Source organism: Magnetospirillum sp. ME-1 (genome assembly GCF_002105535.1).
Classification (GTDB): Bacteria; Pseudomonadota; Alphaproteobacteria; order Rhodospirillales; family Magnetospirillaceae; genus Phaeospirillum.
Genome location: NZ_CP015848.1, coordinates 1,211,668 through 1,226,276, shown reverse-complemented (window position 1 = coordinate 1,226,276; position 14,609 = coordinate 1,211,668). Strand labels below are relative to the sequence as shown.

Annotated in this window: 9 protein-coding genes; 7 read left to right on the top strand and 2 right to left on the bottom strand. The window is 68.5% G+C overall.

The features are described from left to right. Positions 1-62: 62 nt before the first annotated feature. A complete protein-coding gene (locus WV31_RS05665; RefSeq protein WP_168185859.1) occupies positions 63-5,861 on the bottom strand; it encodes an AAA family ATPase in 5,799 nt (1,932 codons plus the stop codon). 375 nt (positions 5,862-6,236) lie between these two features. Between WV31_RS05665 and WV31_RS05660 the strand changes: the two genes are divergently transcribed. The 7 genes from WV31_RS05660 (at position 6,237) to WV31_RS05630 (ending at position 10,604) form a co-directional block, all read left to right on the top strand. Further along, a complete protein-coding gene (locus WV31_RS05660) occupies positions 6,237-6,575 on the top strand; it encodes a hypothetical protein (protein ID WP_237051507.1) in 339 nt (112 codons plus the stop codon). After that, on the top strand, positions 6,565-7,290 hold the full coding sequence (locus WV31_RS05655) for a response regulator transcription factor (protein WP_085372649.1): 726 nt from the start codon (positions 6,565-6,567) through the stop codon (positions 7,288-7,290). Before WV31_RS05660 ends, WV31_RS05655 begins: the two co-directional genes overlap by 11 nt. Next, positions 7,283-8,770, top strand: a complete 1,488-nt coding sequence (locus WV31_RS05650) for a sensor histidine kinase (protein WP_085372648.1) — start codon at positions 7,283-7,285, stop codon at positions 8,768-8,770. The genes WV31_RS05655 and WV31_RS05650 overlap by 8 nt, the downstream gene beginning before the upstream one ends. 103 nt (positions 8,771-8,873) lie before the next feature. Next, positions 8,874-9,143, top strand: coding sequence for a hypothetical protein (locus tag WV31_RS05645; protein WP_335645122.1), 270 nt, complete (start codon positions 8,874-8,876; stop codon positions 9,141-9,143). Between the two features lie 18 nt (positions 9,144-9,161). Beyond that, entirely contained in the window at positions 9,162-9,452 is a 291-nt protein-coding gene (locus tag WV31_RS05640) for a hypothetical protein (RefSeq protein WP_085372647.1), read from the top strand. A 9-nt stretch (positions 9,453-9,461) separates the two neighbouring features. Then, entirely contained in the window at positions 9,462-9,686 is a 225-nt protein-coding gene (locus WV31_RS05635; RefSeq protein WP_085372646.1) for a hypothetical protein, read from the top strand. 162 nt (positions 9,687-9,848) lie between these two features. Further along, positions 9,849-10,604, top strand: coding sequence for a response regulator transcription factor (locus tag WV31_RS05630; RefSeq protein ID WP_085372645.1), 756 nt, complete (start codon positions 9,849-9,851; stop codon positions 10,602-10,604). Here the strand turns inward: WV31_RS05630 and WV31_RS05625 are convergent. Next, positions 10,571-14,590 (bottom strand): hybrid sensor histidine kinase/response regulator, encoded by a 4,020-nt coding sequence (locus tag WV31_RS05625; RefSeq protein ID WP_168185858.1) that lies wholly within the window; start codon positions 14,588-14,590, stop codon positions 10,571-10,573. The two genes, WV31_RS05630 and WV31_RS05625, sit on opposite strands and share 34 nt — an antisense overlap. Positions 14,591-14,609: the final 19 nt, after the last annotated feature.

Here is a 14,609-nt window from a genome sequence, read left to right as displayed (position 1 = left end):
TTGATCTGCCCCATACCGAATCCGTTCAGAATTTCGTCGTTCACCGGTTCGAAGACGACGCCCTAGACCCTTTTCTCCACCGCTGGCGGAATGGGGATCCGCAACAGGAATTCCGTTCCCCGGCCCGGCACGGTGCTGACCCGGACGCTGCCGCCCAGGTCCTCGACCGTCGCCTTTACGGCGCCCATGCCGACGCCCCTGCCGGACATTTCCGATGCCGCGGCACGCACGCTGACGCCATCGGCGAAGACCAGATCGGCCAGGCCCCATTGGCCGGCATCGGCGGTGACGACCTGCTCGGCCCGCCGCCGCAGCATCTCCACGTCGATACCGGCGCCATCGTCGGAAATGTGGATGTCCAGTTCTCCGTCCCTGTGCCGGATGGCGCAGGTGATGGTGCCCACTTCCGGCTTGCCCGAGGACAGCCGGGAATCCGGGGATTCGATGCCGTGGTCCACCGCGTTGCGGAACACATGGCCCAAAGACCGCAGCAGATGGCCGAAGACTTCCGGATCGACCTGGATGTCGTCGCCGGTAACCACCAGGGGAGCGACCTCCTTTTCCAGGCGGGCGGAAAGGTCCTGGATCATCTTGTCGAAATCCAGGATGGCCTGGCGCAGCGAAATCATGCGGATGGCGGCGATCTCTTCCAGAACCTTGGGGATCTCGCCTTTCTCCAGCAGGCCGCGGGCGAAGCGCTCGAAGCGCTTGGCCTGATCCATGGAAATGGTCACCACGCCGCGGCGCGCCATGAAGTCGTCGCCCAGCGCCGAGCGCACGGTCTCGAGATCGGCGGCGATCACCGATTGCCAGTCGCGGGCGAAGACCCCGACCGCCATGTGCATGCCGTGCTCCAGGGGCCGGAGTTCGCCTTCCACCTCGTGCAGCATGGCGGGCAGGAGATGGAAGCCCAACTGGTTGAAGGTGCCCTTGAAGGTATGGATGGCGCGGTACAGGGCCGCCTGGCTCCGCTGGCGCCAGGGCGCCGGGCCGCTCTCGACGAAGGCGATGAACTCGTCCACCGCGTTGAAGAAGTCGGTGCTGTTGGTCACGGCGGCGGCGATCATTTCCAGGCGGGTGCGCTCGCGCTCCACCTGGGCGGCCAGCTGCTTTTCCCCGGTCACGTCGGTGAGCACCGCCATGATCGCGCGGTCGAGGCGCTTGAACTCCGCCTTCAGCGTCCGCCCCGCCACGGTGATTTCGCCGGGCAGCAGCGACAGGTACAGCTCGGCCCGGAAGACGTCGTCCTCGGTCAGCGCTTCCCTGATGCCGGCCCGGATGGTCTCGCGCGCCTGGGGATCATCGGGGGCCAGCAAGGCATCGATGGGCCGGCCGGCCGGCGATCCGCCAAAGAACGCCAGGCAGGGAAGGCTGAACTCGGGCTCGACGATCAGGTCGGCGCGGAAGGACAGGAAGCCCTGGCCGGAATTGTCCAGCAGGGCGGAAACCTGCTCGCTCTTGTGCTTGACGGTCCCCAGGGTCTCGGCCAGTTCCCTGGTCCGGTCGCGGACCCGTTCCTCCATCTCGGTATAGAGCTGGGCGTTTTCCAGCGAGATGGACGCCTGGGTGGCCAGCAGGTCGAGGACGGCGATGCGGTCGCGGGTGAAGGCGCCCGCCGCCAGATGGTTCTCGAGGTACAGGACGGCGGACAGGGCGCCGTGGGTGACCACCGGCAGGCACATCATGGAATTGACGCCGGTATCGACGGCGTAGCCCTCGGTCATGAAGGAATTGGGGCTGGTGGCGTTGTCGATGACGATGCGTTCACGGGTGCGGACCACGTACTGGAACAGCGAAGGCGGCAGATCGTCGGCGGTCGGGGCGCGATTGGCGGTGGAAACGGCGATGATGTCGCCTTCGACCATGGCAGTGGCGGCGATGGAAAAGCCGCTGTCCTGGCTGAGGATCAGCAGGCCGCGATCGGCACCGGCATGCTCGACCACGATCCGCAGCAGGGATTCCACCAGCTTTCCCAGCACGATCTCGCCCGAGACCGCCTGCTGGGCCTTGATGACGGTCATCAGGTCCAGGTTTTCCGTCCCGGATGCGGAGCCGGAGAGCTGGAGCGCCGCATTGGCAAGGTGGGGGTAGAGCCCCTCCAGCTGGCGCAGCTTGGCCATGGCCCCCCAGCGGGAATAGGCGTAGCAGGCGTTGCGCAGGTAGGTTTCCGCGATGCTGCGCAGCCCCTTGGACTGGCAGAACAGCGCGGCGCGCTCGTTGGCGATGGCCTCGCAATGGAGCTGGCCGTGGTCGCGCGCCGACATGATGGCGTCTTCGTACATCCGCATGGCGTCGTTGTCGCCGCCGGACAGGGCGGCGCACTCGGCTTCGACCAGCAGCGAGCGGGCGGCGAAGGTTTCCGGGCAATGGCCGGCCCACAGGCGCAGCTTGCGGCGATGCTCGGCAAGCCAGGTTTCCATCTCCTCGCGACGGTCTCCCGACGCATGGGGCAGCAGGGCCGTAATGGACATGGCCGCGAAGAAGTGATGGGAGGATTCGATGGCCGACGACGAAATCTTGGGCAGATGCTCCGCCGTCTGGCGGGCCGCCGCCAGGGCTTCCTCGTACCGGCCCATGATGTAGGGCGTGACCTGGCGGATGACGTGGTAGAACGCCACGCCATAGCCGTGCGCGGTCGCCACCAGCGCCCGGTAGGAATTATCGGCGTCGTCGGCGCCCTGCACGCCCGGGGTGATCCGCAGCTGAACCCCCTGCAGTTCCGCCACGAACAGTTCCTGCAGACGGAGCATGAGGACCGCGAAGGGAATGCGGGCGTTGCCGGCGAACGGCATGTACTTGCGCAGATGCGCCAGGACCGCGTCCAGCGGCTCGCCCTTCTCGAACAGCATCCAGGCCGAGGCATAGGCCACATAGGCGGCATAGATCAGGTTGCCCGTGTCCAGGCAGGTCCGGAAGGTATCGTCCAGCACCGGCATGATCTTGGCGATGGGCCGGCTCCAGGGGCCGACGAAATAGCCGTGCCGGAACAGCAAGGTGCCGCGCAGGGGCGCGCTGTCGAAGCGCTCGCCCAGCCGCAACGCCAGCTCGGAAAACTCCAGCCCGGTGGTGAAGTCCTCGAAGCGCCCCACCAGCGACACGGCATAGCCGGAAAAGGCGGCGCTGGAATCCTCGGTGACGCCATGGGTCAGCGACAGGTTGATGCCGACGAGGCCCAGCAGGGGATAGAGGTTGGGCCGCACATGGTAGACGGCCGGAATGGCGTCGGCGATGACGCCGATCAGGGCGCTGACGGCGGGAATGCGGCATTCCGGCAGATTGGCCAGATCGGCGACGTTGCGGCCTTCCAGATGGGCGGCCAGTTCCTGGCGGGCAGCCACCACGGCCTGGAAGGTTTCCTCCTCGGTTTGCGGGCAGACCAGGCCGAAGCGGGCCAGCGCTTCCACCGCGATGGCCACGGCCTCGCCGTAGCGGCCCGATACCATGAACATGCGAAAGCGCAGCCGCCAGACCTTGGCCGACAATTCGTCGGACCTGGCCTTGCCCAGCAGCATTCCGAACAATTCGTCGGCCGCCCCATGGTTTCCGACCAGATATTCGCATTCCGAGGTGTCGAGGTAGAGGGCGAAGGTCTCGTTGTAGCGCGTCTCCCAGGCATCGTCGGCCAGCAGGTCGCGGGCCTGGACGAAATAGCTGCGGGCCGAGGCATTGGCCGACGAGGCCCTGGCCCGCCGCCCGGCCTGGGCGTTGAGCGCGCACAGCGCCTCCCGCTCGCCCGGGTCGGCAATCAGCCCGCAGCCGAGATTCAGATGGTGAATGACGTTGAACAGCTGATCGTCCAGATCCTCGGGCGCGATCAGGTCCAGCATCCTGCGGCCGATCCGCAGATGCATGGGCGCCAGTTCGTCGGCGGGGATGGACAGGTAGGCGGCTTCCTGAATCCGGTCGTGAGCGAAGTCGAGCCGGTCCCCGTGGCGGATCAGGAACCCGCTGCGGATTGCGGCGTCGATCTGGAACAGGGTCTCGTCGACCGGGCTGTCGAAGGCGGCGGTCAACAGGTCCAGCGTCGCGCCGCTTCCCATGCAGGCCACCCGCCGCAATTGGGCCTGCTCGGCCTCGGGCAGGCGGCGCAGCTTGGCCGCCATCAGGGCGACCACATTGTCGCTGTAGCCGAGCCGCGCGATGCCCTCCAGGTCCCAGGCCCATTCGCTGCGGACCCGGTCGAACCACAGCAGCTTTTCCTCGAAGAGCGAGGTCAGGAACTGAATGGCGAAAAAGGGATTTCCCGCCGTCTTCTCGAAAATCAGCGCCACCAGCGCCGCGGCCTGCCCGGCCTGGCAATGCAGGGAATCGACGACCAGACGTTCCAGATCGCCGTAGGCCAGCGGCCTGAGGAGGATGTCCTCGACCCTGGCACCGGTCTTGCGGATGAGTTCGATGGATTGCAGCAGCGGATGGGACGCATCCACCTCGTTGTCACGATAGCTGCCGATCAGCAGCAGATGACGCATCTCGGGATGGGTCATCAGATGCTCCAGCAGCTTCATGGAGCCGCTGTCCATCCATTGCAGATCGTCGAGGAACAGCACCAGGGGCTGCTCGGGCCGGGCCAGGACGCCGACGAACCGCCGGAAGGCGGTGAAGAAGCGCACCTGGGTCTCGCTGGTGGGCAGCTTGGGCAGGGATTGCTGCGGACCGATCACCAGCTCCATCTGGGGAATCAGGTCGATGATCAGCTGGCCGTGCCCCCCCAGGGCCTGCAGAAACGCCTCCTTCCAGCGCCGGATATCGCTTTCCGGCGTGGCGAGAATCTGGCGGATCAGGGAGTGGAAGGCCTGGGCGAACGGCGCATAGGGGATGTCGCGCTTGTGCTGGTCGAACTTGCCCGCCCCGAACAGGCCATCGCGCTCGACCATGATCGGCAGGATCTGACTGACCAGGGCGGATTTTCCGATCCCCGAATAGCCGGCGACCAGCACCAGTTCCGGCTTCCTCTCGTCGGCCACCCGGGCGAAGGCGGCCTGCAGGCGCTCGGACTCGGCCTCGCGCCCATACAGACGTTCGGGGATGGACAGCAGCCCCGAATGATCGTCCTGCCCGAGCGGAAATTCCGTGACCCGCCCGTCGGCGCTCCAGTTGGCCAGGCATCGCTCCAGGTCGGCGGCAAGGCCGTCGGCGGTCTGGTAGCGGTCCTCGGCGGTCTTGGCCAGGAGCTTCATGATGATGGCGGAAATCTGGGGCGGCACCCCCACCGACCGCTCGTGGGGCGGGGCGGCCCGGCGGGCGATATGGCAATGGACCCATTCCATGGGGTCCGAGGCGGCAAACGGCCTCAGCCCGGTGAACAGCTCATACAGGATCACGCCCAGGGAATACAGGTCGCAGCGCGAATCCACCGACCGGTTCATGCGCCCGGTCTGCTCGGGAGCCATGTAGACCACCGACCCGGACAGGGGGCCGGCCATTTCACTGTGACGCTGTTCCCGCCGCAGGGCCGATGCCGATCCGAAACCGGTGAACAGCGCGCTCCGGCGGTTCTCGTCGATCAGAATGTGATCCGGGGTCACGGCCTTGTGAAACAGGCCGGCCGCGTGGATATTCCCCAGGCTTCGCGCCACGGCGACGGATAGGCGCACAAGCCGGGCGACCTCGGCCGGGCGCAAGGTGCGCGGCCCCGGTTCCATCAACCGCGACAGGGGCTCGCCTCCCGGATCGGCAAGAATCAGGACCGGGCGCCCGGAAACCTCTTCCAACGCGGTGGGGATGACCGCCCAGCCGGAATCGAGCTCGGTGCGCAGATCGAATTCGCGGCGCAGCCGGGCGACCACCGCCTGCGGCGGCCGGTCCGACGCCGCCGAGCGCAGCAGGACCGGCTCCCCCCGCGGGCCGGCGCCACGCGACAACACGCCTCCCTCATCCTGGCAGATGATTTCCGCGACGCTAATACCCAATGACGAGAACATCGTTCCCCAAACCTTCGCTCTGCGTGGCCCGCCGGAATGGGCGGGCTGAAGATTACGTGGTTTTGATCGAGGGTTCAATTGCGCGGCCAGCCCATGGCGGGCAAGGACAACAGAATATTACATGCGTTCCCTGCCCGATTATTATCCGCGATCGACAAAGGCCGCCATGCCCTTGTATCACGCCCTTTGTGAGCCAAATCATACCCGACGCTTCCATTCGGGAATTAACCTGCGACGGAGGCATTCAAGGGAACGGTGAAGGCGGTGCGGCGGATTCTGGCGGTTATCCTGGCTTTGGGGTTGGCGGCATGTTCCATGGACACGCCGCGGCCCTCCACCACACCCGTCGAGGTGCCGCCGCCAAAGCCGCCGCCGCCCCGCCCCGCTCCTCCGCCCGCCTTCTCGCCTGAAAGTCTGAACGGCCTGAACCGCGACGAAGTGCTGGCCCTGTTCGGCCGCCCGACCAGCGAGACCCGGCACGCCATGGGCATGACCTGGCGCTACCGCCGGGGCGATTGCGCCCTGTCGCTGGTCTTCTATCCCGAGGTGGACACCGAGATCGAGCGGGTTCTGGGCTACGAACTGGAGCGGGGCAAGGATGCGGCAACCTGCATCAGGCGGCTGCGCGACACGGGAGGCCGCAATGGGAAATGAGGCCGCCCTGATCGGCATCGTCGACGACGATCCGCTGTTCCGCGAAACCCTGGCGGGAAACCTGGGCGATGCCGGCTATGGCGTGCGCGCCTGGGGCGACGGCGAGGATTTCCTGGCGGCCATGGCGCAGGACGACCGGCCGGACCTGCTGCTGCTGGACTGGAAGATGCCGGGCCTCAACGGCATCGAGGTTCTGCGCCGCATGCGCGCCGCCCGGATGACCCTGCCGGTGATCTTCCTGACCGTGCTGAGCGACCAGATCTTCGAGGAGGCGGCCTTGCTGGGGGGCGCCGTGGACTTCATCGAGAAGTCGCGCAGCTTCACCATCCTGGACCGTCGCATCCAACTGATTCTGAAGCGCGGCAAGGCCGCCGGGCCCGAGGACGCCGCCCTCCGCCTGGGGAAGCTGGCATTGGACGCAGACAGCCGCCGCGCCCAATGGCGGGGGCGGCCGGTGGACCTGACGGTCACCGAATTCGCCATGGTCCAGGCCCTGGCCGCCAAGGCCGGACGCGACATCAGCTACCGCGAGCTCTACGATGCCGGGCGCGGCAAGGGCTTCCACGGCGGCGCCGGCGAGGACGGCTACCGCACCAATGTGCGGGCCGCCATCAAGCGCATCCGCGAGAAGTTCAAGGCGGTCGATCCCGATTTCGAGCAGATCGGCAATTATCCCGGCTTCGGCTATGTCTGGCAGGCCGGGCGCCATGGCTAGCCTGCGATCCTTCGCCGCCAAGCTGGCCAGCATCGCCCTGATCTTCGCCGTGGTCCCCGCCCTGCTCTACCTGCGGCTGGAGGCGGTGGAAAGCCAGCGCAACGCCCTGATGCTGCGCCTGATCCAGGAACAGGGACGGCTGGTGGGCGAAGCGCTGTTCCCCCTGCTGGACCGGTTCACGCCGCGCAATGCCGAGAGCATCGACCCGGCGGTGAAGCGCCTGGCCGAGGGCGGCATGTCGGTCAAGGTGCTGTTCCGCCCCAATCCCATCTCTCCCGCCCAGACCACCGGCCCCCGCTCCTTCCTGCTGGTCGCCTCCGCCCCCGAGACGGCCCCACAGGACGCCCGCGCCGCCATGGAAAGGCTGGTGGAGAGCGGCGTGCTGGCCCAGTTGGCCGCCAGCTGCGAGGGCCACGCCCCGCTGGCCCTGCGGCTGGCCGGCCCCTCCGAGGACACCGAACTGCTCACCTTTCTGGCCCCCCATGCCACCCGCCAGGGCTGTTGGGTGGTGCTGACCGCCCAGCCCACCGGCAGCCTGCCGGAACAGGTGATCGGCCGGCCCTACTGGCAATCGCCCGACCTGCAGGTGGCGGCGTCCATCTACCTGCTGATGGCGGTGCTGGTCCTGTCCATCTTCACCGATGCCTGGAGCAACCTGCGCCGTTTCCAGGCGGTGGCGCGATCGGTGGTCCGGGGCGAGGCCAAGGTGTCGTTCGCCGAGGAGAACCGGGTGCCCGAACTGGCCGAGGTCGCCGCCGAACTGGATTCCATGGTCGCCACCCTCAAGCGTTCGGAAGGGTTGCTGCGCCAGGCGGCGGAGGAGAACGCCCACGCGCTGAAGGCGCCGCTGGCGGTGATCTCCCAGTCCCTGGAGCCCCTGGGGCGCGCCGTCGCCCCCGACAACGCCCGGGCGATGCGCGCCCTGGAGCTGATCGGCCGGTCGGTGGAGCGCCTCGACGGCCTGGTCTCCACCATCCGCCGCGCCGACGAGACCATCGCCGCCCTGATCGACCGCCCCCGCGACCGGATCGAGGCTTCCGCCGTGCTCAACCGGCTGGGGCGGGGCTACATCCGCATGGCGGCCGAGCGCTCCATCGGCCTGGACATGGGCGTCGCCGCCGGATTGTGGATTTTGGGCAGCGACGAGATGCTGGAAATCATCGCAGAGAACCTGCTGGACAACGCCATGGATTTCTCGCCCCCCGGCGGGCGCATCGCCATGGATCTGCGGGCAGAGGACGGCATGGCCGTGCTGCGGGTCGCCGATGACGGCCCCGGCGTGGCGGAAGGCGATCTGGAACGCATCTTCGAGCGCCATATGTCGCGGCGGCCCGAAGGCCAGGGCGGCGAGGTCGAGCATTACGGCCTGGGCCTGTGGATCGTGCGCCGCAACGCCGAGGCCATGGGCGGCCGCGCCTGGGCCGCCAACGCCCCCGGCGGCGGGCTCGCGGTCTCGGTCGCCCTGCCGCTCTGCGACTGATCCCCCGGTCACAGCTTTATCACAGCCTTCTCACCCCCCGGTCCCCGGCACGGGCGTATTCCTGTCAGCGATGGGTTCATCCCACCATTGAAGGAATAAGACCATGATGACCATCCGCTCCAAGATCCCTACCGTCGCCGTTGTCGTCGCGGCCCTCGCCCTGTCGGGCTGCGCCAACATGACCAACCAGCAGCAGCGGGCCCTGTCGGGCGGCGCCATGGGCGCGGCCGGCGGCGCCGCCATCGCGGCCATGACCGGCGGCGGCCTGGTGACCGGCGCCCTGATCGGAGCCGGCGGCGGCGCCGCCATCGGCGCCCTGCTGCCCGACGGCTGGACCGGCCACAAATCGCCCCAGAACACGGCATCCAAGTAGAACCGCGAGGAGGCGGTCATGAAGATTTCGATCTTGCGCAATTCCCTGCTGGCCGCGGCTGTCGCCATGACCCTGGCCAGCCCCGCCCTGGCCGATCCGCCGTGGCGCCATGACGGCCCACCCGGCTGGTCCAGGCATCATCACGGCTGGTCGGATCACCGCGGCTGGCGCGACCGCGACGGCTACCGCTATTGGGGCCCGCCGCCGGTGGTCTACGGCCGCCCCCGGGTGATCTACGTGCCGCCGCCGGTGGTCTATGTGCCCCAGCGCCCCGGCATCACCATCAACCTGCCCCTCGACCTGCAATAGGAGGAGAGCATGCAGACGCTTCCCGTCCCCCGCGACGCCATGGCCTCCGGCGACATCGACTGGGAGCTTCTGCTGCTCCTGGCCCGGATGGAGGCCTCCATGACCTGGCCCGACATGCCGCAAGGAGCCGATCCGTCGCAAGACGCCGAGCCCGTCTGGTCGCTGCCCGCCGGCCTCGACCTCCGCCATTCCGGCGACCTGGACTGGGTCAGCCGGGTGGCGGCGGCCCATTAGCGGCGGCCGGACAGGGGCAGGCCAGGATCAACTTGAAGTAATGATTACAATCCGCAATCATTAACCTCAGTCCATGGCTTGCCATTCTCCGGCCCCACCCTATGGTGTCCTGGTGATGGCCGGGAGCGAGGGCGCCGGCGGGGTCAGGAGCTTGTGGGGGAGATGAGCAGATTCGAAGATCGGACGGTCATTGCGCCGGCAAGCCATGACCGCCGTCCGCGCCTGATGGTCCTGGAGGACGATCAGGTCACGCGATCCATGATCGCGCGGTATTTCGCCAATGACGGATTCGACGTCCAGGAGGCAGGCTCGGCGGCGGAATGCCGCGCCTTGCTCCGGCGGGGGACGGTGGATCTGATCTTCGCCGACATCCACCTGCCCGACGCCAACGGCATCGCACTCGCCCAGGAAATCCGGGCGGAAAGCCCCGTGGGCATCATCTTCGTCACCCAGCAGGACAACGAGGTCGACCGGGTCGTCGGTCTGGAGACGGCGGGGGACGATTACGTCACCAAGCCCGTCAACCTGCGGGAACTGATGGCGCGGGCGCGGGCCTTGCTGCGGCGGCGCCGGCTGGACAGCGCGCCGGGCAACCGCCGCGTCGTCATGACCTTCGGCCCCTACATCCTGGACCTGACCCGCCGGGAACTGTCCATCAGCTCCGGCGGGCAGATTTCCCTGACCCGAGGTGAATTCGATCTGCTGGCGGCGCTGGCCGAAGCCGGCGGGCGCCCGCTCTATCGCGACTTCCTGGCCGAGGTGGTGAGTTCCCGTCCGGGCGAAAGCGACACGCGCACCGTGGACACGCTGGTTTCGCGCCTGCGCCGCAAGCTGAACCACCAGCCGGACGGCGGCACGCTGATCGTCACCGTCACCGGAATCGGCTACCGGTTCGGACTGGCCGTGGATTCGGCGTAGCCGGCGGCCATGCCCCGGGCCGCCCGGGTGATCTCGCGCAGTCCCGTCCTTCGTGCCTCGCGCAGCATGGCCAGTTGCTCGGCCAGCCATGCCCGGGAGGCCTGGGCGGCGTCCGCCTCGATGCTCGCCGCCCGGGCCGTCACGTCACGCAGGCAAAGGGAGCCCGCCGCGCTCCGCAGCCGGTGGGCCTGGGCCGCGACCGCCGGCCTGTCCTCCGCTTCGGCGGCCTTCTCCATGGCCCGGATCATTCCGTGCGACGTCCGCTGGAACAGCCGCGCCAGCCGGATCACCTCATCCAGTCCAAGAATATCCAGCTGCAACGCCAGATAATCCGCGTCCACGGGGCTGGGCGCCCTCTGGGACGGTTGCGTCGCTGCCAGGACGTCGCGCACCTCCTCCAGCCGCACCGGCTTGGACAATTCGCCGTCCATGCCCGCCGCCTGGCATTGCCGCCGGATCTCGTCGGTGAGGTCGGCGGTCATGGCGTAGATCCGCGTGCGCGGCGTGCGCCCGCCCTCGTGCCGCCGGATGCGCCGGGCAGCGTCCATGCCGTCCATGCCGGGCATGCGCAAGTCCATGAGGACGACGTCGAATTGGCCGCCGGCCACCGCCTCGATGGCCGCCTCGCCGCTGCTTGCCTGGGTCGGGCTGTGCCCCAGGCGGACGAGCAGATGCCTGGCCACCGCCAGGTTGATCTCGTCGTCGTCCACCACCAGAACGCGGAGCCCGAGGCCGGACGGGACGGGCGGATGGGACGCGGACACCGTGGGGGCGGTTCCCGTCTCCACGTCAAGGGCGAGACGAAAGGTGCTGCCGGCCCCCACCTCGCTCTCCACGGTCAGGGTCCCCCCCATCAGGGCGGCCATGCGCCGGGAAATGGCCAGCCCCAGCCCGACGCCGCCATGCCGGCGGGTGATGGAATCATCGGCCTGAACGAAATCGCCGAAGACGGCGTCGCGAAGATCGGCGGCAATGCCGATGCCGGTGTCGGCGACCTCGATGGTCAGCGCTCCGCCGCGTTCCTCGGCAACGAAGGCCACCGACACCGAGATCGCGCCCTGTTCGGTGAACTTGACGGCGTTGCCCAGCAGATTGACCAGGATGCGCGACAGTTTGGCATGGTCGCAAGCAATCCAGACCGGCCCCTCGGGCTCGACGGACAAGGTCAGACTCAGCCCCTTGGCCAGGGCCGGAGCCCGGATCAGCTCCACCGCCTCCTCGGCGAGACGGCGCAGTTCCACATGGTCATGGCTGAGCTGCTGCTCGCTGGCGCCGTCACGGCCGTAGACCAGGATGCTCTCCACCAGATGCCGCAGGGTCTCGCCGGCCCTCTTCGCCGTGGTCAGCAATTCGCGCGGACCGTGATCGAGCCCGCGCGGATCGAGCAATTGCAGCATGCCGAGCAGACCGTTGAGCGGCGTGCGGATTTCGTGGCCGATGATGGCCAGGAAGCGGGACTTGGTCTGGGCCGACGCCTCCGCTTCCTCCTTGGCCCGGCGGGCTTCTTCCTCGCCGGCCAGGGCCCGCAGCATGGCGGCCTCGGCTTCCGACGTCTTGGCCGCCACCTGCCGGGTCAGCTCCTGCTCGCGGCGCAGGTAATAGGCCCGGCGCGCCCACGCAGCCCCGGCCACGGCGGCCAACACCCCCAGCCCGACCAGCAGGCGGAACCACCATGTCTGGTACCAGGCCGGCAGCACGCGGACGTCCAGCCGGCTGGGAGGCTCGGTCCAGGTGCCGACGCTGTTGCTGCCCCGAAGCTCCAGGCGGTAAAGCCCCGGTGAAAGATTGGTGTAGCCGGCGGTGCGGTTCCGGGGACCGGTGGCGATCCACTCCCCGTCGTTGCCGATCAGGCGGTAGGCATAGCGGTTGCGGTCCGGGGCCGAGAAGTCCAGCGCCGAGAAATCCACCTGAAAGCCGCCGTCCTCGGGACGGACGACGATTTCGCCGTTCCCCCCGGCCGTGCGCCCGCCGACCCGGATGTCCGTCACCACCACCGGGGGGCTGAACGTCCAGGCGGGGGGCGGAACCGGACGAAGGACGACCATGCCGCCGAATCCGCCCATCACCACCGTGCCGTCGGGCAACCGGGTGGACGCTCCGGTCCAGAATGTCTGGATCTGCACCCCTTCGGCGGGGCCGAGGGTGCGGACGGCCAGGGTTTTCGGATCCACCAGGGCCAGGCCGTCGCCGGTTCCCGCGATGATCCCGCTCTCTCCCCCGTCGATGACCGACAGGACGGTGCCGTGGGGCAGGCCGCTGGCGTTTCCCAGGCGCAGGAAACGGGCCTTGCCCTGCTGCCTGGGATCAAGGATGCCGATGCCGTTGCTGGTGGCCAGCCATATCCGGCCGAAGCGATCCTCGGCGATGCCGTTGACCGTGTTGCTGGGCAGGCTCTCCGGGTCGTCGGGATCGTTCAGGAAACGGCGGAAGGTCCCCTTGCCCGCATCCTCGAGCAGGTTCAGTCCCCGCTGGGTTCCCACCCACAGCCGCCCGGCGCTGTCGTGGTGCAGGGCATGGACGCTGTTGCCGCTGAGACTGGCCGGATCGTCGCGATTGAAATGAAAGGTCCTCGCCGGCGCGCCGTCCAGGGGAATGCGCATCAGCCCCATATAGCCGCCCGCCCACAGCGCATCCCCGTCCCGGCGCAGCGCCCAGATATTGGCTCCGTCCAGGGGCGCGTAGGGCGTGGTTTGTCCGGTCGCCACGTCCACCTGGAACAGGCCTGCGGTTTGGCCGATCCACAGGCGGCCGTCGCCAGCCTCGGCAATGGCCTGAATGACGCCGCCCGGCAGTCCGGCGGGACCGCGGCCCGGCGGCACCGCCTTGACCACACCGGCCGCCGGGTCCAGCAGGGCCAGGCCCTCGGAGCGGAATCCCAGCCAGACCCGGCCGTCCCCGGTGGCCGTGACGGCGCGCACATCCTTTCCCGGCAGACCGCCGGGACTGCCGCGCACCAGGGTCAGGACGCCGCCGTTGTCGGGAATATGGCGATGAATGCCGCGCAGGCTGCTGACCCAGACCAGACCGGCGCGATCGACCAGCATGTCGGTGACCGAATCGTCTCCCAGGCTGGTGCCGATGGTCGGATCATGGGAGATCCGGCCGACTTCGCCGGTCGCCAGACGCAATTCGCGGATGCCGCCGCCGTAATCGCCGATCCACAGCACTCCCGGCCGGGGCTGGATCATGGCGGTGACGCGGTAGCCCGAAGGCGGCAGGGCCGATACGAGCACGGCCTGGCCGCCGCTCTCCACCCGCCCGACCAGCCCGCGCCGGGTGGCGAACCACACCCGCCCGTCATCGTCCTCGAACAGGGCGGAGACCATGTCGCCGTCGGCCTGGGCGGGCAGGACCACCGGTTCGAACAGCCGCCGGGCGCCGCGCTGGCGCATCAGGCCGTTGACCGTTCCCGCCCACACCGCCCCGGAACGATCGACCAGAACGCTGCCGACCTCGCCGGCGGGCAGGCCGGCTTCATGGCGCCAGACCTTGGAGGCGGCGTCCAGGCGGGCCAGCCCCTGGCGGCCGGCAAGCCATATCCCGCCGGCGCCGTCGCCGCTCATGCCGTTGGGCCGTTCGAAGCTGCCGCCGGGATTGCGGTACGAGACGAAGCCCCTGATGGCTTCGTCGTAACGGACGACGATCCCCGACACGGTCCCGAACCAGACCTGCCCCTGCCCGTCGGTCAGCGCCGAGGTCACGATATTTTCCGGCAGGGAATTGGGGTCGTCGTCGTCGTGGCGAAAGACCGTCATGCGGTATCCGTCCCACCGGGCGACGCCGCCGGGCGTGGCCACCCAGATGAAGCCGTGGCTGTCCTGGGCCAGCGCCAGCGCCACGGGATAGGGCAATCCGTCGGCGGGGGTCAGGTGCCGGAAGACCGGCGGCGCGACGGTGTCCCAGGGCTGCACGGCCTCATTGCCTTGGGCCAGGGCCATTCCCGAGCCAAGGCTCCACAGCAGCATCATCAGCGTGAGCAGACGCACCCAACCCTCTTTCGAATCC